Source organism: Mycobacterium sp. NGS67 (assembly GCF_059812185.1).
On sequence record NZ_JCALCF010000001.1, the window covers coordinates 201,494 to 222,073 of the forward strand.

The following is a 20,580-nucleotide window of genomic DNA, read 5'->3' on the forward strand; positions in this document are numbered from 1 at the left end:
AAAACAGCTGCGCGACAAATTGTCTAGTTGAGCGAACTATTAGCTGGCGGGTTCGATCAGCTCGGTCCCGACGAACGGCACCAGCGCCGCGGGAACCCGGACGCTGCCGTCGGGAAGCTGGTGGTTCTCCAGGATCGACACCAGCCACCGCGTGGTGGCCAGTGTGCCGTTGAGCGTCGCCGCGATCTGCGGCTTGCCACCCGCGTCCCGGTACCGGGTGGCCAGCCGGCGGGCCTGGAACGTCGTGCAATTCGACGTCGAGGTCAGCTCCCGATAGGTGCCCTGGGTCGGCACCCACGCCTCGCAGTCGAATTTGCGGGCGGCCGACGAGCCCAGGTCGCCGGCGGCCACGTCGATCACCCGGTACGGCACCTCGATGTGCGCCAGCATCTCGCGCTGCCAGCCCAGCAGCCGCTGATGCTCGGCCTCGGCCTCCTCGGGCCGGCAATAGACGAAACCTTCGACCTTGTCGAACTGATGCACCCGGATGATGCCGCGGGTGTCCTTGCCGTAGCTGCCGGCCTCCCGACGGAAGCACGACGACCAGCCCGCGTACCGCAACGGGCCGGCGGACAGGTCCAGGATCTCGTCGCAGTGGTAACCGGCCAACGGCACTTCCGAGGTCCCGACGAGATAGAGGTCGTCGGCCTCGAGCCGGTACACCTCGTCGGCGTGGGCGCCCAGGAAGCCGGTGCCACTCATCACCTCGGGACGTACCAGGACCGGCGGGATCATCGGGATGAAGCCGTTCTCGACGGCCACCCGCAACCCCAGTTGCAGTAGCCCCAGTTGCAGAAGCGCGCCGCGGCCGGTCAGGAAATAGAACCGGGACCCGGAGACCTTGGCCCCGCGCTGCATGTCGATCAGGCCCAGCGACTCGCCCAGTTCCAGGTGATCCTTCGGACGATCCAGCTGGGGTGGTTCCCCGACGACGTCGAGGACGGCGAAGTCTGCCTCGCCACCGGCCGGAACGCCGTCGATGATCACATTCGAGATCGACATGTGCGCCGCGGTGAAGGCCGACTCGGCGGCCGCTTGCTCGGCCTCGGCGGCTTTGACCTGTTCGGCGAGGTCCTTGGCGCGCTGCAGGAGTGCCGGCCGCTCCTGCGCCGACGCCTTGCCCACGGATTTGCTGGCGGCCTTCTGCTCGGCGCGCAGCGAGTCTGCGGCCGAGATCGCCGCCCGCCGCGCCGCGTCGGCGTCCGCCAGGGCGTCCACCAGGGCCGGGTCTTCGCCGCGGCTGAGTTGGGAACGTCGAACGGCGTCGGGGTCTTCCCGGAGCAGCTTCAGGTCGATCACGGCCGCAAGACTACTTTCGTCACGGCGGCCGGTTCGTCCTGGTCTCACAACTGCAACATTCGTAACAGCACCCGCGCGGCCCTGTCAGAATGGAGCCGATGTTGGATCTGCGAAAGAAACCACCCGCGGTCACGGACGAGGTGGACGAGGTCGACGAGGTCGACGAGGCTTCGGCGGACGAGCCGGACGCGATTGTCACCGACCGGGCGCCGGAGCCCCCGGACGGGTTTCGGTGGCCGCGCGGCCTGCAGCCCTCCGCCACCAGACGGGCGCTGTTGCTGACCGCTCTCGGTGGCCTGCTGATCGCCGGGCTGGTGACCGCACTGCCCACCATCGGCACCGGATCGGGACGCCTGGTCGGCTATCTCGACAGCGACCCGGTGCCCAGCACGGGATCCAAGAGCAGCGGCGCCTTCAGCCGCGCCACCAGCGGAGATTGTCTGAACTGGCCGGACGGCACACCGGAATCCGCCACCGTCGTCAACTGCGCCGAGGACCACCGGTTCGAGGTCGCCGAGGCGGTGGATCTGCGCACCTTCCCGGGTTCGGAATACGGCCCGAACGCCGCTCCCCCGTCGCCGACCCGGATTCAGCAGATCAACACCGAGCAGTGTGAACCCGCCGTGCGCCGCTATCTCGGCACCAAGTTCGACCCCAACAGCAAGTTCACCGTCAGCATGCTGTGGTCGGGTGACCGGGCGTGGCGTCAGGGCGGCGAACGCCGCATGTTGTGCGGTCTGCAGTTGCCCGGGCCCAACAACCTGCAGGTCGCGTTCAAGGGCAAGGTCGCCGAAATCGACCAGTCCAAGGTTTGGCCGGCCGGCACCTGCCTGGGCATCGACTCGGTCACCAATCAGCCGGTCGACGTCCCCGTCGACTGCACCGCACCGCACGCCATGGAAGTCACCGGCACCGTCAACCTCGCCGAGAAGTTTCCGACCGGCATGCCCGCCGAGGCCGAGCAGGACGGGTTCATCAAGGACGCGTGCACCCGGATGACCGACGCCTACCTGGCCCCGGTCAAGTTGCGGACCACGACCTTGACCCTGATCTACCCCACGGTGTCGCTGCCCAGCTGGGCGGCCGGCAGCCGCGAAGTCGCCTGCAGCATCGGCGCGACGCTGGGCAACGGCGGCTGGGCGACGTTGCTCAACAGCGCCAAGGGCCCGCTGTTGATCAACGGTCAACCGCCGGTACCGCCGCCCGACATCCCCCAGGAGCGGCTCACCCTTCCGCAGGTTCCGGTCCAGGTGCCCACTCAGCCGCCGGCGGCGCCGACCCAGCAGCAACAGACCCCCAGCGCCCCGCCGGGTAATCAGCACCTGCCCAACCAACAGCCGGTGGTGACACCGACCCGGGCGCCGTCCTCGCCCGCCTCCCAAGCGCCACCGGCCCAGGCTCCCCCGGCCCAGGCTCCCCCGGCCGATGGCGGCGCGCCGCCGCCGCAGGCACCGGACGTCCCGGCACCCGCCGAGCCGCCGCCACCGAGCTAGCCACGTGCCCGTCCGGATGGACCCGCAGCGGTTCGACGAACTGGTCTCCGATGCGCTCGACCTGATTCCCGAACAGTTGACGGCGGCCATGGACAACGTCGTGATACTGGTCGCCGACCGCCATCCGCAGGACGACGATCTGCTCGGCCTCTACGAGGGAATTGCGCTGACCGAACGCGACTCCGACTACGCCGGCGCGCTGCCGGACGCGATCACCATCTACCGCGAAGCGCTGCTGGATGTCTGTGAATCCGACAACGAGGTCGTCGAACAGGTGGCGATCACCGTCGTCCACGAAATCGCCCACCACTTCGGGATCGACGACGACCGGCTCGACGAGTTGGGCTGGGGCTGAAGTTTTCGCCCTGAATCCGCGGGGGATCCCGCATTTGTCGGCGCCTGGTGTTATGAACGAGTTATGAGCGCAGGCTGCCGCGACTGCCGGGCAAACTTGGACCATTGCCATGGCACTTTGATCATTCATTCCCTGAGCCGCCCGGAATGCACCGACACCGACTGTGCGATCCCCGAGCTGTTCACGCACGTTTTCGTCATCGACTGCGATGCGGTCGGGTGCGCGTGCTCGCAGCAGTCCGACGAGGGCAGATCAGCCCATTGGATCGGTGCCTGACGAGGTGCTGGTCTGGAGGGCGTCCTGCACCGGCGTCGCGGCAGGTTCCGGGTAGAACGGCGGGGTCAGCGCGCCCCACTGCACGCAGCTCCAGCGCCCGTCGGTGATCGGGGTCAACACCACCGATTCGGCGTTGTTCAGCGGGTTGTCCAGCACGAAGGTGCCGTCCACGCCGGCCAGCACCGCCGAGGCCAGCCGGATCGCCGCCCCGTGGCTGACCACGACGATGTCGCCGTCCCAGGCGTCGTCGTCCAGGTACCGCATCCGCAGGTCGGTGAGCACGGGTACGTAGCGGTCCAGGACGTCGTCGGCGGTTTCGCCGCCGGGCAATGGAACGTTTCGCTCGCCGAGGTGCCACCGCTTGTAGACCGCGGTGAACTCGGCCACCGCTTCGTCGTCGTTGCGGTTCTCCAGCTCACCCACTTGGACCTCGTGGATGCCGGACAGCTCCACGGTCGCAAGGTCGAGTTCCCCGCCGATCACCGCCGCCGTTTCCGATGCCCGGATGGCCACCGAATGCGCCAGGATGCCGGGCTTGCGAGGCGTGCCCAAGCCCTCGTGCGCGAATGCCCGGGCCTGATCGCGGCCCAACGGCGTCAGTGCCGCTCCCGGCGGCAGAGTGTCCAGCCTGCGCTCGACATTGCCGAAGGACTGTCCGTGGCGCAGTAACACCAACCGGCCACCCATCGCTATGCCTCCCCCCGTCCGTCCCGCAACCGCTCCAGCCAGCTCGTCGACTCGTCCGACGACGGCGGCAGCACCCCCGCTGCCTGGCCGGTCGGCCAGGAACCCAGATAACGCACGTCGGCACAACGACGGTGCAGCGCCTTGAGTGCCTCGGCGACGGCGTCGTCGTCGAGGTGGCCGACGCAATCGACGAAGAACATGTAGGTGCCCAGTCCGGTACGGGTGGGCCGGGATTCGATGCGGGTCAGATCGATTCCGCGGATGCCGAACTCGGTGAGTGCCATCAGCAGCGCGCCGGGCGCGTTCTCGATCCGCAGCACGGCCGACGTCCGGTCGGCTCCGGTGCGGGCGGGCGGCGGGCCGGGTGGTCCGATCAAGACGAACCGGGTCCGTGCGTTGGACTCGTCGACAACCCCCTCGGCCAACGCCGGCAGCGAATAGTGCGCGGCCGCCAACGGCGACGTGACCGCCGCATCCACCCGGCCCTCGGCGACCTGACGGGCGGCGTCGGCGTTGGAATACGCGGGGCACAGCTCGACGCCGGGCAGATGCGCGTTGAGCCACTGGCGCACCTGCGCGGCGGCCACCGGGAAGGCCGCCAGGGTGCGTACGTCGGCGGCGGTCAGGCCGGACCTGACGACGATGGTGAAGGCGACGTCCAGCGTCGTCTCGGCGAACACCTGCAGCGGCGATCCGATGGCCAGACTGTCCAGGGTGGGTGCCAGCGACCCGTCGATCGAGTTCTCGATCGGTACGCAGGCGAAGTCAGCGGCGCCGGTGCGCACCGCGTCCAGAGCCGCGGATGTGCTGTCTACCGGCATTCCCGCCACGTCACGGTGCTCGGGGACCAACCCGGCATCGGCGATCTGCAGCAGCGCTGCCTCGGTGAACGTCCCTTCCGGTCCGAGGTAAGCGATGCGGGCCACAGCCACAACCCTAACGGCGCGCCGCCCGGGAGTATCGGCTCTTGCGACTTACCCGACCCTAAGTTACGTTAGCCTTACCTAAAAATAGGAGGTAACGGTGCTACCGGTCACAAACCCTACGCCGACGACGGCTGAGCGCATTCGCAGCGCCTGCGTGCGCGCCGGCGGCGCCCTGCTGGCGGTCGAGGGCGCGGATCCGGTGGCCACGGCTGTGCACCACCTGCTTTACGACGGCACCTTCGCGGTCGCGGTTCCCAACGGCACGGCCGGCTGTGACGACGGTTGTGGGTCGCAGGCGCTGCTGGAACTGACCGACTATGCGCCGTTGCCGGTACGCGAACCGGTCCGGTCCCTGGTCTGGGTGCGCGGCCGCCTGCACCGGGTTCCACCTGGGGCGGTGACCAAGCTGCTGGACCTGATCGCCACCGAGAACCCCAACCCGGCGCTGCTGCAGGTCGATACGCCCCGGTCGGGGCCACCTTGTGCCGCCGAGACGCGGTACACCTTGCTGCGGCTGGAAATCGACTCCGTGGTGGTCACCGACGCCACCGGAGCCGAGCCGGTCAGCGTCGACGACCTGCTCGCCGCGCGACCCGACCCGTTCTGTGAGATCGAATCGACGCTCCTGTGGCACCTGGCCACGGCGCACGACGACGTCGTCGCGCGCTTGGTGTCCCGACTACCCGCGCCGCTACGGCGCGGCCACATCCGGCCACTCGGTCTGGACCGCTACGGCGTGCGGTTTCGGATCGAGGGCAACGACGGCGACCACGACATCAGGCTGCCGTTCCACAAGCCGGTCGACGACATGAACGGGCTCAGCCAAGCCATTCGCGTCCTGATGGGCTGCCCCTTCGTCAACGGCCTGCGCGCCCGCCGGTAGCGCCCCAGCCGGCTACCCGGCGCGAGACCGGCCGCGTAAATTGTCCGGGTGAACGGCGATCGATCACCGCAGCGCCCGCACTTTCGCGGTCCCGCCAGACCGGCCCCGCCGGAACCCTCGCAGGTGATTCGCCGCCAGAGCAGCCCGGGACCCATGCCACCGCGCCCGGCAGCACCGACGTCCCCTCCCCCGCTTCCTCGCTTACCACGCCCGCGCCGCAGACGTCGCCGGCTTCGGACGTTCGCGCTGAGTCTGCTGGTCCTCGTGTTGCTGGCCACCGCCGGCATGCTGGGACTCACCTTGTGGTTCGACTCGGCGGTGCACCGCGCGACGGTGCTCACCGACTATCCCGGCCGACCGGGTCCGGGCCGCGGCACCAACTGGCTGCTGGTGGGCTCCGACAGCCGTCAGGACCTGTCCGCCGAACAGCAGCAGGACCTGGCCACCGGCGGCGACGTCGGCTCCGGCCGCACCGACACGATCATGCTGGTGCACGTGTCCGGTCTCGGGTCCGGTGGGCCCGCAACGCTGGTCTCCATCCCGCGTGATTCCTACGTGCCCATCCCGGGCCACGGCCGGGACAAGATCAACGCCGCGTTCGTGCTGGGTGGGGCTCCGTTGCTGGCGCAGACGGTCGAGCAAGCCACCGGCCTGCATCTGGACCACTACGCCGAAGTCGGCTTCGCCGGATTCGCGGTGCTGGTCGACGCGCTGGGCGGCGTGCGGGTGTGCCCCGCCGAGGCGATCCACGACCCGTTGGCCGGCCTCGACCTGCCCGCCGGTTGCCAGCAGCTCAACGGTCGCAGCGCCCTGGGCTACGTCCGGTCCCGGGCTACGCCGCGGGCGGATCTGGACAGGATGATCCACCAGCGGCAGTTCATGTCGGCGCTGCTGGAGCGCGCAGCCAGCCCAGCGGTGTGGCTGAATCCGTGGCGCTGGTATTCGGTTCCGCGTGCCGCCGCCGGGGCCCTGACGGTGGACCGCGGCGACCACGCGTGGGACCTGGCGCGGCTCGGCTGGTCGCTGCACGGCCGCGCCACTGCCATGACCGTGCCGATCGGCGAGTTCACCGACAGCGGCTCCGGTGCGGTCGTGGTGTGGAATCACGACGCGGCGAGTGCTTTGTTCGACGCCCTGGCCGCCGACGCGCCGGTGCCGGTGGCCGCGCTGGACAGCCAACCCTGACGCACATTTTTCGGCATATCAATTAGGCAAAGCTCGCCTATCTGAGCATGACTTAATTGCGGACAATCGCTTAGGAAGACCTTTCCTGACTAAGCACATCCTTCGTTGCCGGTGGCCTTCTAGCTGGACTAACCTGCTTTACATGACGGATTATGACGGTCCCAGGACCAAATTCCACGCATTAATGCAGGAGCAGATTTTCAACGAATTCACCGCCGCGCAGCAATACGTCGCAATTGCGGTCTATTTCGACAGCGAAGACCTCCCGCAATTGGCGAAGCACTTTTACGCGCAGGCGGTCGAGGAACGGAATCACGCGATGATGCTCGTCCAGCATCTGCTCGATCGCGACCTGCGGGTGGAGATCCCGCGGGTGGATGCCGTGCGCAACCAGTTCGACCGGCCCCGTGAGGCGCTGGCGCTGGCCCTCGATCAGGAACGTGCCGTCACCGACCAGGTCAGCCGGTTGACTGCGGCGGCGCGCGACGAGGGCGATCACCTGGGCGAGCAGTTCATGCAGTGGTTCCTGAAGGAACAGATCGAAGAGGTGGCGCTGATGTCCACGCTGGTGCGGGTCGCCGACCGGGCCGGAGCCAACCTCTTCGAACTCGAGACCTTCGTCGCCCGCGAGGTGTCCAAGGCGCCGGCGGGGCCGGATGCGCCGCACGCCGCAGGCGGTCACCTGGCGAGCGGCTAGCCGCTCTTCTCGTTCGTGTCCTCCAACCACGCCTTGGTGCGGCCGGGGTGGTTGGTGGCGATCCAGGCCACCCCTACCTCCCGGCAGAAATCGACGTCGGCGTGTTCGTCGACCGTCCAGCAGTACACCGACCGGCCCTGAGCGGCGGATCGGTCGACCAGTTGCGGATAGTCGCGCAACGCGGCAAGCGAGGGTCCCACCGCGGTCGCGCCCACGGCGGTGGCGGCGCTGCTGCTCAAGTAGCGACCGGTCTTACCGAGCAGCACGGTCGGAAGCATCGGCGCGGCACGCCGGATCCGCCACACCGCGGCGGCCGAGAAGGACATGACGACCGCCCGGGACCGGTCCGCGGACGGCGGCGCGGCGATGCCGAAGCGGTGCAGCAACGCCAGCAGCTTGTTCTCCACCAACGAGCCGTAGCGCACCGGATGCTTGGTCTCGATGAAGATCTTGACCGGACGGTTCCAATCCAGCACCAATGCGACCAGGGCGTCCAGCGTCAGCAGGCTGGTGTCCCCGTGCGCGCCGTCCGGGCGCCAGCTGTCGTGCCAGGAGCCGTAGTCCAGCTCACGCAACTCGGCCAACGTCGCGGTGCTGACCGGCCCCTCTCCGGAGGAGGTGCGATCCAGCCGGCGGTCGTGCACACAGACCAGGTGGCCGTCGCGGGTCAACCGCACGTCGCATTCGACCCCGTCAGCACCCTGTTTGAGAGCTTGGTCGTAGGCGGCCAGCGTGTGCTCGGGACGGACGAACGACGCACCGCGGTGGGCCACCACGAAGGGGTGCCCGGCGAGGACCTCGTCCGCCCGCGTCATATGCCTATGCTGCCGGTTCCTGTCCCTCCGGCTCAACCGCAGCGGCAGGCACGGACCTGTTCGGCTGATCCGGCTCGACGACGAGCCAGCGGTGGGCGGGCCGCTCGACCGGCTTGCGCTCGAAACCTTCGAAGACCCGCGCGACCGCACCGACGGTGACCGCCGCCACCAGGTACCCGAGCACCACCATGAGGTTGTTGTTCGCGATGCCCTGCGCGTCGCTGGCCAGGGAGGTTGCGATCGCGAACAGCGACACCGCATAGCTGACGACCCAGGCGAGCCACCAGATGGTGATCGGCTTGCGCAGCCGCTCGTAAGTGTCCTCGACCAGAGCGAGTTCGATGACGTACACGGGTGCCATCACCAGGTTGGCGAACGGCAGCAGGCATCCAGCCCACAATCGCCGGGGCGGACGATGCTCGGGTATCCCGTGATGGGTGAAAGCGGCCGCGCGCCGCGCGATCAGCCACTTGACCAGCACCACGAAGCAGCCCAGCATCGCCGCCAGGACGGCCACGCTGGCGGCGATACCCAGCCAATCCGCCGCGCCGGCCAGCAGCGAGTTCAGCAGCGCGTCTCGGTTGTACATCAGCAGTCCGTAGCGCACCGCGTACATCAGCGCCGCGGCGGCCAGCACCAGCTGAGTGGCGAACATCAGGGCACGCACCAACTCGGGGGTGGGCCCTGTCTTCGCGGGCGCGTCCGCTGATGCGGGAGCCAGTTCGGGCACCCGGTCCACCAGGCCCCACCGAGGTATCGCGGCGTAGCGGGGGGTCGGGCCGAGCGGTCGTCGGCCGCGGCGAATCGGCGGTGCGGCACCAGGACGGACCGCTATCCAGCGGAATCCCGGCGGGAGGCGGGGCGCCACGCGCGGAGCGACGGGAGCGGCGGGCGGCCGTGGTGCGCCCCACTGGGAACTTGCTGGTGGTGACGTGTCGGGAAGCGGTGCCATCAGCGCGCCTCGGCAGCGCGGGCACCACATGCGCTGCCTGTCGCGCACATTCCACCGAGTGCCGCACTGGGAGCACACCTGAATCACCGCACCAGACTAACCGCGGTGGAACACCCGGACGCCCCGGCACGTGACGTAGACCACAGCTACCAATACCTATCCACAATTTCCACAGGTTTATCCACACCAGTGGTGAGTGGCGGAGACAGCCTCTATCGGCCCGATCGGGCGGCGACTGTGGATAACATTGCGGTAACAAAGCGCGCCATCGACAGCCCAGAGCGCACCCCGAGCGAAATGCATTGCAGCGCTAACAAAGCTGCGTACCCCGTTTCGGGCCGATCGAAACCGGCGGCAACGACCCGATTTCGGGTGCCGAAGCCGCCTGGTTTTCCACGCTGCGCGCCAGGCGTTATGATCGCGAACACAACCTCGGATGTGACTCACCTCACTCGCGGGTATCGAGGACCATCTGGGGGCTGGAGTGAACGTGCAGGTGGAGGGGGTCTGATGGCCACACACTCGTTCGGCCCGGGCTCGACCCCGTCGAACTCCTATAACGGATCGGCCGCCTGGAGCCACGCGTATGTCGTCGCGGGGCTGCGCGCCGGTCTGATCGCGCTGGCGCTGTTGGCCGTGCTGGCACTCATCGCGCTGTCCTGAATCCGGTTACCGGGTCGTCCTTGCGGCCTAGGCGGTCTTAGAGCAGGGTTGAATAGGTGAGGCCGCCGTGCGGCGGAATCCTGCGAACGACACGTCAGATGATCGGCTCATCGAAGGAAGGAACGCCGTGGCTGAATACACCCTGCCCGACTTGGACTGGGACTACGCAGCGCTGGAACCACACATCTCCGGTCAGATCAACGAGATCCACCACAGTAAGCATCACGCCACCTACGTCAAGGGTGTCAATGACGCGGTCGCCAAGCTCGAAGAGGCCCGCGCCAAGGACGACCACGCGGCGATCTTCCTGAACGAGAAGAACCTGGCCTTCCACTTGGGTGGCCACGTCAACCACAGCATCTGGTGGAAGAACCTGTCGCCGAACGGCGGCGACAAGCCGACCGGTGACCTCGCCGCGGCAATCGACGATCAGTTCGGGTCCTTCGACAAGTTCCGCGCGCAGTTCAGCGCCGCGGCCAACGGCCTGCAGGGATCCGGTTGGGCGGTGCTGGGATACGACACCCTGGGCGGACGTCTGCTGACCTTCCAGCTCTACGACCAGCAGGCCAACGTGCCGCTCGGCATCATCCCGCTGCTGCAGGTCGACATGTGGGAGCACGCGTTCTACCTGCAGTACAAGAACGTCAAGGCCGACTACGTCAAAGCGTTCTGGAACGTCGTCAACTGGGCTGACGTGCAGGACCGGTACGCGGCGGCGACTTCGAAGAGTTCGGGGTTGATCTTCCCCTGATTGCTTGTTTCGGACTGGGGCGTCGCGCGAATTGCGCGGCGCCCTTGTCCTCTGTCGGCGACGTGTCGAGTTGCACGGCACAAAAAGCCCGCGCATTCTTAGTTACTCGGGCTACATTTAGTTGAGCATTGCCAGCGTGGTTACTTCGGATGGACGCGATTCGGAGGCGAGATGGATGCTGAATCCGGTGGACCTATCGGCGTTGCTCCCTTTCATTCCCGCGGTGCCCTGAAAGGGTTTGTCATCTCTGGACGTTGGCCAGATTCCACCAAAGAGTGGGCCCAACTGTTGATGGTGGCGGTGCGGGTCGCGTCGTTGCCCGGGTTGCTTTCCACCACAACCGTATTCGGGGCCCGCGAAGAATTGCCCGACGAACCCGAACCAGGCACCGTCGGCCTGGTACTGGCCGAGGGCACGGTGTTCGGGGAAAAGGCTATCCAGCCGGGTTATTTCGCGGAGCACCAACCTCCGGCGCTGCTGATGTTGCACCCGCCGTCGGAAACGATGCCGTCGTTGCCGGAGTGCACGGGTGCGGCGTCGGGTTGTGTCCTGCTGCCCGGGTTGCCCTATCTGGGCTTGGAGCACCGGGCAGCCTGGGTGGAGGCGGAGGCCGATGGCACCATCACGTCGATGGTGAGCCGGGTCGGTGTCGACCCGATCAGCCACCCCGATACCGCGATCCTGGCGATGCTGCTCGCCGCATAGGGCACGATGGCGTTCGCTACGGCGCAAACTTTTCGGTAGTCCCGCCACACGGTCGCTTCGTCTCGGCAGCGGCGTGGCCGACACCGGTTGTCGCTCGGGCGGGAACTCGACGGCTGCGCATCGCCCGAAGCCGTGCCGGCGGTCGCGGCGCGGTCGTCCCGACGGCCTCCCGGCGGCGCCGCAGGTCGGGTCCGGTGGACTTCGCGGGGTCAGACAGCAAAGTAGCCGATTGCGGCATCGGCGTCTTGCCCTGGTTGCCCAGAGTCGGGCGTTCGCGTCGGATCCGGGCTAGTCGCTTCGCTCATCGAGCTTGTGGACCGCGAATCACCGGGTCCGCGCGGGAGGTGTATTCTGCGGATAACCTGTGAATCCGGTCATTTTGTGGACACCGAGCCGATTCGTTCGGATGCTCGTCGGGGGTGTCTCGCGCGATTGCCCGAAACGCGGGTACCCAATACCTCCGGGTTTGCACTTGGTTTGTGGACGACAACGTCGCTACCATGATCAGCAAATACCTAGAGGTACCGATTGGTCTGATTAGCCCCGGTGGAGGTCATATCGATGAGCACGACGTTCGCTGCCCGCCTGAACCGCCTGTTCGACACGGTGTATCCACCCGGGAGGGGTCCGCACACGTCGGCGGAGGTGATCGCCGCGCTCAAGGCGGAGGGCATCACGATGTCGGCTCCCTACCTCTCGCAGCTACGTTCCGGCAACCGCACGAACCCGTCGTCTGCGACCATGACCGCCCTCGCCAACTTCTTTCGGATCAAGCCGGCTTACTTCACCGACGACGACTACTACGAGAAGCTCGACACCGAGTTGCAGTTCTACGCCATGGTGCGTGACGACGCGGTACGCCGTATCGCCGTTCGGGCGCACGCATTGCCGTTGGAGGCACAGCAGAAGGTGCTGGACCGGATCGACGAGCTGCGCCGCGCCGAGGGTATCGACTCCTAACTGACCTGGCGGACCGCCGACGGCCTGCCCAGATTAGGGTTGGCCCAGTGCTCGCGTGTGCGCACGCTGAGCCACGAGATATCGGGAGGCGGGAAGGGTATGGGGCTGTTCGGCAAGCGAAAGAGCCGCGCGACACGTCGCGCCGAAGCCCGCGCGATCAAGGCCCGCGCCAAGCTGGAGGCTCGGCTCGCCGCGAAAAACGAACGACGGCGCATCAAGTCCGCCCAGAAGGCCGCCGACAAGGCGTTCAAGGCGCAGCTCAGGGCGCAGAAGGACAGCGACCGGGCCGCGCTGAAGATCGCCGAGACCGAGCTCAAGGCGGTGCGCGAAGGCAAGTTGTTCTCTCCCACCCGAGTCCGTCGGGTGCTGACCGTTTCCCGCCTGCTGGCCCCGATCCTGACCCCGTTGGTCTACCGCGCGGCCATCACCGCCCGCGGATTGATCGACCAGCGCCGAGCCGACCGGTTGGGAATTCCACTGGCCCAGATCGGACAGTTCTCCGGTCCCGGTGCCCGGCTTTCGGCGCGGATCGCGGGGGCCGAGCAGTCGCTGCGCAGCGTGCAGGACAAGAAGCCCAAGGACGCCGAGACCAAACAGTTCGTGGCCGCCATCACAGAACGGCTCGCCGACTTGTCCGCCGCCGTAACCGCGGCGGAGAACATGCCGACGGCGCGGCGCCGGACCGCCCACGCCGCCATCTCGTCGCAACTCGACGGCATCGAGGCCGACCTGCTGGCGCGTCTCGGGTTGGGCTGACGCGCTCGTGCCGTCGAAGGTGTTCGTCGCGCTTGCGTTGCTGTGCGCCGTCTTGGCGGTGACCGCCGCGACCTCGGCCACCCCGCAGGACCCCGGCGCGGACATGCCGGTCTGGCCGTTCGTGCTCGGGACCGTCGTCGCCGTCGGTGTCGCGGCCATCTGGCAGGTGCGGCGCAGACCGTAGCCGAACCGGACCCGGCTGGCATGATGGGACCCGAGTGTTGAGCGACCCGAGCGACGAAGTAGCCACAAAGGAGCGGCCGCATGGCAGACCCGCAGGATCGACCCGAGGGCGAATCCGACGCCAACCCGCCGGCCCAGAAAGCCCCGGCCAAGAAGGCACCGGCCAAAAAAGTGCCGGCCAAGAAGGTCCCGGGCGAGGCCGCCAAAGCCCCCGCCAAGAAGGCGACGGCGAAAAAGGCGCCCGCCAAGAAAGCTCCGGCCAAGAAGGTACCCCCGGTGGTGGCCGAACCGGCTCCGAAGCCGGTCGAGGCAGCGGCCGATAAGCCCGCGGAGTTACCGCCCCAGCGCGCCGAGACCAACGGGCAGTTGGCTGCAGCCAAAGATGCGGCCGCGCAAGCCAAGTCGACCGTGGAACAGGCTAAGAACCCGCTGCCGGCCGAGCAGCCCGTTCCGTCCACGCTGCAGTCTCCCGTCCCGGTGGCGGTGGCGATCGTCCTGAGCCTGCTGGCGCTGCTGCTGGTCCGGCAGTTGCGCCGCCGTTGAGCGACGCGGTGCCCATATCCTTTCGACCGACCGCCGACCTGGTCGACGACATCGGTCCCGACGTGCGCAGCTGTGACCTGCAGTTCCGTCAGTTCGGCGGCCGTGCCGAGTTCGCCGGTCCGATCAGTACGGTGCGCTGTTTCCAGGACAATGCGCTGCTCAAATCGGTGCTCTCACAGCCCGGCTCGGGCGGGGTCCTGGTGATCGATGGCGCCGGCTCGCTGCACACCGCGTTGGTCGGTGATCTCATCGCCGAGTTGGCCCGTTCCAACGACTGGGCGGGCCTGGTCGTCAACGGAGCGGTGCGCGATGCCGCCGCGTTGCGCGGCCTCGACATCGGCATCAAGGCATTGGGCACCAATCCGCGTAAGAGCACCAAGACCGGCGCCGGTGAACGCGACGTCGAAGTGGCGCTGGGCGGTGTGACTTTCGTGCCGGGCCATGTGGCCTACAGCGACGACGACGGCATCGTCGTCATCGCCGCAGCAGACTGACTCTGACGGGCTAAACCGCTACGGCGGCAGGCTTTTTGGCGAACCGCAGACCTTCGGCGTCGACCTTGCCTCGCCGGATCAGGTGGATGTCGCGCAGGTAATTCTGGTTGAGCCGCCACGGGGTTCGCGAGCCCTGCTTGGGCAGCTCGTCCAGGGAGCGCAGCACGTACCCCGGGGTGAACTCCATGAACGGCCGCTCTTCGACGTCGGCTGCCGGCTCGTCGACCACAACGGTGTCGAATCCGTTGGCGTCCATGTGATTCAGCAATCGGCACACGAACTCCGAAACCAGGTCGGCCTTCAGCGTCCAGGATGCGTTGGTGTAACCGACGGTGTACGCCATGTTCGGGATGCCCGACAGCATCATGCCCTTGTAAGCCATCGTCCTGGTCAGGTCGACGGACTGTCCGTCGATGGTAGTGGTGGCGCCCCCGAACAGTTGCAGGTTCAAACCCGTTGCGGTGATGATGATGTCGGCCTGGAGTTCTTGACCCGAGTTGAGCCGGATGCCGGTCGGGGTGAACCGTTCGATGGTGTCGGTGACCACGTCGACTTTTCCGTGTCTGATGGCGCGGAACAGGTCCCCGTTGGGCACCAGGCACAGCCGCTGGTCCCACGGGTTGTAATGCGGACCGAAGTGCTTGCGCACGTCATAGCCCTCCGGCAGCTGACGCTGCGCGAAGCCCATCAACATCTTGCGCATACGTCGTGGCCACTTCTGGCAGGCGGCGTACATGATCCGTTGTTGGGCAACATTTTTCCACCGGATGGCGGTATAGGCCGCCTTCTCGGGCAGGACGCGGTTGAGCCGGTCGGCGATGGCGTCCTCCTCGGGCTGCGACACGATGTAGGTGGGCGAGCGCTGCAGCATCGTGACGTGCTTGGCTCCCGAATTCGCCAGTGCCGGAACGAGAGTGACGGAGGTGGCGCCGCTGCCGATCACCACCACGTTCTTGTCCTGGTAGTCCAGGTCCGGTGGCCAGTGCTGCGGGTGGATGATGGGCCCGGTGAAGTCTTCGGATCCGACGAACTTCGGCGTGAAGCCTTCGTCGTAGTTGTAGTAGCCGCTGCACAGGAACAGAAACGAACAGGTGAGCGTGCTCGTCGCGCCGTTGCTCTCGACCTGGATCGTCCAGTGGTTCTCCGCAGACGACCAGTCGGCGCCGACCACCCGCTGATTGAACCGGATGTGCTTGTCGATGCCGTACATGGCCGCGGTGCTCTTGACGTATTCGAGGATCGGCTTGCCGTCGGCGATCGCCTGACGTTCGGTCCAGGGCCGGAACCGGAAGCCCAGCGTGTACATGTCGGAGTCGGAACGAATCCCGGGATAGCGGAACAGGTCCCAGGTACCGCCCATCTGCGGCCGGCGCTCCAGAATGGCGTAACTCTTCGTCGGGCAGCGGTCCTGCAGGTGCCAGGCGGCACTCACTCCCGAGATGCCGGCGCCGACGATGACGACGTCGAGGTGCTCAGTCATAGTCGTCACGCTACCCGCCGTGGTCCCCCCGCGATCCCGAGGAATTGCGATCAGCTGGTCAGCAAGAACAGCAAGCCGACAATGACAACGAAAAGTACCAGTCCGCCGACGAACGCAAGCACATTCTTCTGCACCGGATGGCGGTCCGGCCATTTCGAATAGGCACCGGGGATCGTGTCCCTGACCTGTTGCCGGGCGGCAGGCCCGTAAAGCGCCAGCCTGATCCCTGAGGCCGCCAGAAACCGGGCAATCTCGTCGATGTCCCAATACAACTCACCGAGGGTGATCTCCAGCGGCGCACCGTCACGACGGCCGAGTATCAGCCGCCATATCACGTAGCGGCCGATGTCGGGCACGTGCACCAGGGCCGCCGAGTAGATGTCGCCGAGCCGCACCGCATGCCTTCGGCCCAGCCAATCCGAATAGACAAGGGTTTCACCGCGGCGGGCCAGCCGGGGACGCAGCGCATACATGAACAGCATCACGAGCAGCGCGACAAATACTGGCGTCACCACGGCCAACGCCGCATACACGTGGGCGAACGCCATCCTCGCAAGAGCGACGACGGCGACAATCGGGATCAAGATGAGCAATGCGGGAAATTTCGGCTTGATCACAACATCTGTCGCCGTCGTCGTACTGTGCGACGAAGGGTGGTGCGGCACGCCGCTAGCTTGCGGGCGTTGTTCGGGGGTGGAGACGCTCGATCGGTGGTGCTCCGTCCAACGCCGGCCATCCCACCATCTTTCGCTACCGCGGCGCTCGGGGTCGGCGTACCAACCAGGCGTCGGTGCTGACATCGCAACCCCCCACGAAGTGTCTGAGCGTGTTCGTATCAAAGACTTACTTCACGACGAGGCGCTACGGAAGGGCGTTCGCGACGCGGGCACCAAGACTTGTCGGATCCCCATGCGAACATATGTTCGTGCGAGTCGAGGCGTCCATCCTGCATGCGGATCTGGACTCGTTCTATGCCTCCGTCGAGCAGCGCGACGATCCGGCGCTGCGGGGTCGTCCGGTGATCGTCGGTGGCGGTGTGGTGCTGGCCGCCAGTTACGAGGCCAAGGCTTACGGGGTGCGCACCGCGATGGGCGGGGCTCAGGCGCGCCGGCTGTGTCCGGACGCGGTGGTCGTCCCGCCGCGGATGCATGCCTACTCCAAGGCCAGCGACGATGTGTTCGAGGTGTTCCGCGACTGCACGCCGGTCGTGGAACCCCTATCGGTGGACGAGGCGTTTCTCGACGTCGGGGGGTTGCACCGACTGCGTGGTCCGCCGGTGCGGATCGCGGCGCGGTTGCGCTCCGAGGTGCGCGAGCGGGTCGGGCTACCCATCACCGTCGGGATCGCGCGGACCAAGTTCCTGGCCAAGGTCGCGAGCCAGGAAGCCAAGCCGGACGGACTGTTGCTGGTGCCGCCCGATCGAGAGCTGGGCTTCTTGCACCCGCTGCCGGTGCGCCGGCTGTGGGGGGTGGGCGCGGTCACCGCCGACAAGCTGCAGGCCCACGGCATCACGACGGTCGGGCAGGTCGCCGAGCTCAGCGAATCGATGCTGGCCTCGATGTTGGGTCCCGGGATGGGGCACCAGCTCTACGCGCTGTCCCGGAACATCGACCGCCGCCGGGTGATCACCGGGGTCCGCCGCCGGTCGGTGGGTGCCCAGCGAGCGCTGGGCCGGGCAGGTACCGCCATGTCACCTGCCGAGGTCGACGCCGTGGTGGTCAACCTGATCGACCGGATCACCGGCCGGATGCGCGCCGCGGGACGTACCGGACGCACGGTGGTGCTGCGGCTGCGGTTCGAGGACTTCAGCCGCGCCACGCGATCGCAGACCATGCCGTGGGCCACCGCCTCGACGCAGCCCATCCTGGCCACCGCCCGGCGCCTGGTCGCCGCCGCCGCGCCGCTGATCGCCGAGCGGGGTCTGACGCTGGTGGGGTTCGCGGTATCCGGGATCGACCGCAGCGGCGCGCAGCAGCTCACGCTGCCGTTCGACGGGGAATCGCCGGCAGTGGATGCCGCCGTCGACGCGATTCACCGCCGTTACGGCAAGTCGGCGCTGACCCGTGCGGTGCTGGTCGGCCGGGATCCCGGCCTGGAGATGCCGCACCTACCGGATTAGGAGGCTGATTGTGCCCAGTCCAACAGCCGCTCGACCGGCCAGGTGTTGACGATGCGTTCCGCCGGGATTTCCGCGTCCAGCGCGCGCTGCGCGCCATAGCCCAGGAAGTCCAGCTGGCCGGGCGCGTGGGCGTCGGTGTCGATGCTGAACACGCAGCCGATGTCTCGGGCCAGGTTGAGCAGCCGGGTGGGCGGGTCGCGGCGCTCGGGGCGAGAGTTGATCTCGACGGCGGTGCCGTGGTCACGGCAGGCGGTGAACACCTTCTCGGCGTCGAACTTCGACTCCGGGCGCATCCCGCGACCGCCGGTGACCAGCCGGCCGGTGCAGTGGCCCAGCACGTCGGTGTGGGGGTTGCTCACCGCGTTGACCATCCGCCGGGTCATCGCCGCGGGCTCCATCGCCAGCTTCGAGTGCACGCTTGCCACCACGACGTCGAGCCGGTCCAGCAGTTCGGTCTCCTGGTCCAGGCTGCCGTCGTCGAGGATGTCGACCTCGATGCCGGTCAGGATCCGCATCGGCGCGAATTGATCCCGCAGCCCGTCGATCACGTCCAGCTGCTTGCGCAACCGATCCGGAGACAGGCCGTTGGCGATGGTCAACCGCGGCGAATGATCGGTCAGCGCGCAGTATTCGTGGCCCAGCGCCGCGGCGGCGGCCATCATCTCGTCGATCGGCGCGGACCCGTCCGACCAGTTCGAATGCAGGTGCAGGTCCCCGCGCAGCGCGGCCCGGATTTCGCCGCCGCCGAGATCTTCAGCGCTGGAACGCAATTCGACCAGTTGGTCGGGTTCGCGACCGGCCCAGGCCTGTGCGATGACCTTCGCCGTCTTGGGTCCGATGCCCGGGATCGACTGCCAGCTGTCGGCCTGGCCGTGTCGCTCCATCGCCGCTTCGTCGAGCTTCTCCAGGATGTCGGCGGCATTGCGGTAGGCCATCACCCGTCGGGAATCCTGACGGCTGCGGTCCTTGTAGTACGCGATCTGTCGCAGCGCGGCGACCGGGTCCATCAGAGCAACTGCTCGACGACGAATCCGGCCAGGACGACGGCGAAGCCGCCCATCTCACCGAGGATGAGCAGCGTCATGACCAGACGCGTTCCGGGGGCCGGCGGGTCGAACTGGTTCTCGGTGTCGCGCTTGGCTCCGTGCAGGATGTAGCTGCCGATGGCGGCCACGAAGAAGAACACCGCCACCATCGTCGCGACCAGGTTCACCCAGGTGGGCCAGGCGCTGAGCTCGACGAACGGCGCGAACAGCAGCGTGGCGAAGGAGTACAGCAGCGCCGCGCGGTGTGCGATGTCGACGTAGGGGTGTGCGCGGTGGTCGTCGGAGACCATGATCTGGCGGTATTTCCACACCCCGAGACCGAGCGCGAGCAGAAAGATCAGGCCGGCCGCCAGCAGCGTGAGTTTGGTGTCTAGTCCAAGAGTCATCGTTCGGCCCAGTCTAATTGCGCGACTACCGTCGGGTTCATGCGATTCGCGTTCAAGACCTCACCGCAGAACACCACCTGGTCCGACATGCTGGGCGTCTGGCAGGCCGCCGACGAGATCGACGTCTTCGAGTCCGGCTGGACCTTCGACCATTTCTACCCGATCTTCTCCGACTCCACCGGGCCCTGCCTGGAAGGCTGGACCACGTTGACCGCGCTGGCTCAAGCCACCAAGCGCCTCCGCCTCGGCACCCTGGTCACCGGCATCCACTACCGTCACCCCGCCGTGCTGGCCAACATGGCCGCCACCCTCGACATCATCTCCGGCGGCCGGCTCGAGCTGGGCATCGGCGCCGGCTGGAACGAGGAGGAGTCCGGGGCGTACGGCATCGAGTTGGGCACCGTCAAGGAGCGTTTCGATCGGTTCGAAGAAGCCTGTCAGGTACTGGTCAGCCTGCTCAGCCAGGAGACGACGAATTTCCACGGCAAGTTCTACCAACTCGAGAACGCGCGCAACGAACCCAAGGGCCCGCAGCGGCCGCATCCGCCCATCGCGATCGGCGGTAGCGGCGAGAAGCGCACGCTGCCGATCACCGCGCGTTATGCGCAGCACTGGAATTTCGCCGGCGGCACACCGGAGGAGTTCGCCCGCAAACGCGACGTGCTCGCCGCCCGCTGCGCCGACATCGGTCGCGACCCGAAGGAGATCACGATGTCGGCGCACCTGGGTCTGGGTCCCGACCGTGACTATGGACAACTACTCGACACGGCGGCCGCGCTCGGGGCCGAAGGACTGGACCTGGGCATCGTCTACATCGCGCCGCCGCACGACCGCGCCGTCATCGCGCCGCTGGCCGAGGCGATTCGGGACTCGGGACTTGCCGACTGAGCAAACAAGTGGTCGCTAGACAGCGAACCGTAGTAGAT

24 protein-coding genes and 2 pseudogenes are annotated in these 20,580 nt (G+C 67.3%); 16 read left to right on the forward strand and 10 right to left on the reverse strand.

Features of this window, described 5'->3' with window-relative positions; genetic code table 11:
• Positions 1-39: 39 nt before the first annotated feature.
• Positions 40-1,299: a serine--tRNA ligase gene (serS, locus tag AC5Y4D_RS00990; RefSeq protein WP_499943083.1), complete on the reverse strand. Its 1,260-nt coding sequence runs from the start codon at positions 1,297-1,299 to the stop codon at positions 40-42.
• 89 nt (positions 1,300-1,388) lie between these two features.
• Between serS and AC5Y4D_RS00995 the strand changes: the two genes are divergently transcribed.
• The 3 genes and pseudogenes from AC5Y4D_RS00995 to AC5Y4D_RS01005 all read left to right on the forward strand — a co-directional run bounded on the left by AC5Y4D_RS00995 (position 1,389) and on the right by AC5Y4D_RS01005 (position 3,423).
• On the forward strand, positions 1,389-2,792 hold the full coding sequence (locus tag AC5Y4D_RS00995) for a septum formation family protein (protein ID WP_499943082.1): 1,404 nt from the start codon (positions 1,389-1,391) through the stop codon (positions 2,790-2,792).
• A 4-nt stretch (positions 2,793-2,796) separates the two neighbouring features.
• A pseudogene (locus tag AC5Y4D_RS01000) lies at positions 2,797-3,214 on the forward strand (metallopeptidase family protein).
• Complete coding sequence (locus AC5Y4D_RS01005; RefSeq protein ID WP_499943081.1) at positions 3,211-3,423, forward strand: hypothetical protein; 213 nt, start codon at positions 3,211-3,213, stop codon at positions 3,421-3,423. The pseudogene AC5Y4D_RS01000 and the gene AC5Y4D_RS01005 overlap by 4 nt, the downstream one beginning before the upstream one ends.
• Here AC5Y4D_RS01005 and AC5Y4D_RS01010 read toward each other — a convergent pair.
• Together AC5Y4D_RS01010 and pheA are read right to left on the reverse strand one after the other, a co-directional pair.
• Entirely contained in the window at positions 3,400-4,110 is a 711-nt protein-coding gene (locus AC5Y4D_RS01010) for a histidine phosphatase family protein (RefSeq protein WP_499943080.1), read from the reverse strand. The genes AC5Y4D_RS01005 and AC5Y4D_RS01010 overlap by 24 nt on opposite strands.
• 2 nt (positions 4,111-4,112) lie before the next feature.
• A complete protein-coding gene (gene pheA / locus AC5Y4D_RS01015) occupies positions 4,113-5,036 on the reverse strand; it encodes a prephenate dehydratase (protein WP_499943079.1) in 924 nt (307 codons plus the stop codon).
• Between the two features lie 97 nt (positions 5,037-5,133).
• Between pheA and AC5Y4D_RS01020 the strand changes: the two genes are divergently transcribed.
• From AC5Y4D_RS01020 to AC5Y4D_RS01030, 3 genes are all read left to right on the forward strand, one after another.
• Positions 5,134-5,919 (forward strand): DUF2470 domain-containing protein, encoded by a 786-nt coding sequence (locus tag AC5Y4D_RS01020; protein ID WP_499943078.1) that lies wholly within the window; start codon positions 5,134-5,136, stop codon positions 5,917-5,919.
• 48 nt (positions 5,920-5,967) lie between these two features.
• Complete coding sequence (locus tag AC5Y4D_RS01025) at positions 5,968-7,104, forward strand: LCP family protein (RefSeq protein ID WP_499943077.1); 1,137 nt, start codon at positions 5,968-5,970, stop codon at positions 7,102-7,104.
• Between the two features lie 142 nt (positions 7,105-7,246).
• A complete protein-coding gene (locus tag AC5Y4D_RS01030) occupies positions 7,247-7,801 on the forward strand; it encodes a ferritin (protein ID WP_499943076.1) in 555 nt (184 codons plus the stop codon).
• Here AC5Y4D_RS01030 and AC5Y4D_RS01035 read toward each other — a convergent pair.
• Entirely contained in the window at positions 7,798-8,616 is an 819-nt protein-coding gene (locus AC5Y4D_RS01035; RefSeq protein WP_499943075.1) for a glycerophosphodiester phosphodiesterase, read from the reverse strand. The genes AC5Y4D_RS01030 and AC5Y4D_RS01035 overlap by 4 nt on opposite strands.
• Before the next feature lie 4 nt (positions 8,617-8,620).
• A complete protein-coding gene (locus AC5Y4D_RS01040; RefSeq protein ID WP_499943074.1) occupies positions 8,621-9,655 on the reverse strand; it encodes a DUF4328 domain-containing protein in 1,035 nt (344 codons plus the stop codon).
• A 423-nt stretch (positions 9,656-10,078) separates the two neighbouring features.
• Between AC5Y4D_RS01040 and AC5Y4D_RS01045 the strand changes: the two genes are divergently transcribed.
• The 8 genes from AC5Y4D_RS01045 (at position 10,079) to rraA (ending at position 14,623) form a co-directional block, all read left to right on the forward strand.
• Complete coding sequence (locus tag AC5Y4D_RS01045; RefSeq protein ID WP_499943073.1) at positions 10,079-10,231, forward strand: hypothetical protein; 153 nt, start codon at positions 10,079-10,081, stop codon at positions 10,229-10,231.
• Positions 10,232-10,358: 127 nt separating this feature from the next.
• Entirely contained in the window at positions 10,359-10,982 is a 624-nt protein-coding gene (locus AC5Y4D_RS01050) for a superoxide dismutase (protein ID WP_499990888.1), read from the forward strand.
• Between the two features lie 171 nt (positions 10,983-11,153).
• Complete coding sequence (locus AC5Y4D_RS01055; protein ID WP_499943071.1) at positions 11,154-11,687, forward strand: peptidase; 534 nt, start codon at positions 11,154-11,156, stop codon at positions 11,685-11,687.
• Positions 11,688-12,248: 561 nt separating this feature from the next.
• Entirely contained in the window at positions 12,249-12,647 is a 399-nt protein-coding gene (locus AC5Y4D_RS01060; RefSeq protein WP_499943070.1) for a transcriptional regulator, read from the forward strand.
• Positions 12,648-12,746: 99 nt separating this feature from the next.
• On the forward strand, positions 12,747-13,403 hold the full coding sequence (locus AC5Y4D_RS01065) for a DUF6474 family protein (RefSeq protein ID WP_499943069.1): 657 nt from the start codon (positions 12,747-12,749) through the stop codon (positions 13,401-13,403).
• Positions 13,404-13,410: 7 nt separating this feature from the next.
• Positions 13,411-13,587 carry a hypothetical protein gene (locus AC5Y4D_RS01070; RefSeq protein ID WP_499943068.1) on the forward strand — a complete coding sequence of 59 codons (177 nt, stop codon included), beginning with the start codon at positions 13,411-13,413 and terminating at the stop codon, positions 13,585-13,587.
• Between the two features lie 80 nt (positions 13,588-13,667).
• The gene (locus AC5Y4D_RS01075; RefSeq protein ID WP_499943067.1) at positions 13,668-14,129 is read left to right on the forward strand and encodes an Rv3852 family protein; all 462 of its coding nucleotides are present in this window, start codon (positions 13,668-13,670) and stop codon (positions 14,127-14,129) included.
• An 8-nt stretch (positions 14,130-14,137) separates the two neighbouring features.
• A complete protein-coding gene (gene rraA / locus AC5Y4D_RS01080; protein WP_499943066.1) occupies positions 14,138-14,623 on the forward strand; it encodes a ribonuclease E activity regulator RraA in 486 nt (161 codons plus the stop codon).
• A gap of 10 nt (positions 14,624-14,633) precedes the next feature.
• On the opposite strand, the gene AC5Y4D_RS01085 is transcribed toward rraA, so the two are convergent.
• The 3 genes and pseudogenes from AC5Y4D_RS01085 to AC5Y4D_RS01095 form a co-directional block, all read right to left on the reverse strand.
• Positions 14,634-16,103 carry a flavin-containing monooxygenase gene (locus AC5Y4D_RS01085; protein WP_499943065.1) on the reverse strand — a complete coding sequence of 490 codons (1,470 nt, stop codon included), beginning with the start codon at positions 16,101-16,103 and terminating at the stop codon, positions 14,634-14,636.
• Between the two features lie 50 nt (positions 16,104-16,153).
• Positions 16,154-16,696, reverse strand: coding sequence for a hypothetical protein (locus tag AC5Y4D_RS01090; RefSeq protein WP_499943176.1), 543 nt, complete (start codon positions 16,694-16,696; stop codon positions 16,154-16,156).
• Between the two features lie 108 nt (positions 16,697-16,804).
• Positions 16,805-16,903, reverse strand: a pseudogene (locus AC5Y4D_RS01095) (DUF2510 domain-containing protein); the annotation flags it as partial.
• Between the two features lie 119 nt (positions 16,904-17,022).
• Here AC5Y4D_RS01095 and dinB point away from each other — a divergent pair.
• A complete protein-coding gene (gene dinB / locus AC5Y4D_RS01100) occupies positions 17,023-18,222 on the forward strand; it encodes a DNA polymerase IV (RefSeq protein ID WP_499990880.1) in 1,200 nt (399 codons plus the stop codon).
• Here dinB and AC5Y4D_RS01105 read toward each other — a convergent pair.
• Positions 18,219-19,229: a PHP domain-containing protein gene (locus AC5Y4D_RS01105; RefSeq protein ID WP_499943063.1), complete on the reverse strand. Its 1,011-nt coding sequence runs from the start codon at positions 19,227-19,229 to the stop codon at positions 18,219-18,221. The two genes, dinB and AC5Y4D_RS01105, sit on opposite strands and share 4 nt — an antisense overlap.
• On the reverse strand, positions 19,229-19,654 hold the full coding sequence (locus AC5Y4D_RS01110; protein WP_499943062.1) for a hypothetical protein: 426 nt from the start codon (positions 19,652-19,654) through the stop codon (positions 19,229-19,231). The genes AC5Y4D_RS01105 and AC5Y4D_RS01110 overlap by 1 nt, the downstream gene beginning before the upstream one ends.
• 39 nt (positions 19,655-19,693) lie before the next feature.
• On the opposite strand from AC5Y4D_RS01110, the gene AC5Y4D_RS01115 reads away from it, so the two are divergent.
• Positions 19,694-20,542 (forward strand): LLM class F420-dependent oxidoreductase, encoded by an 849-nt coding sequence (locus AC5Y4D_RS01115; RefSeq protein WP_499943061.1) that lies wholly within the window; start codon positions 19,694-19,696, stop codon positions 20,540-20,542.
• Positions 20,543-20,580 lie beyond the last annotated feature (38 nt).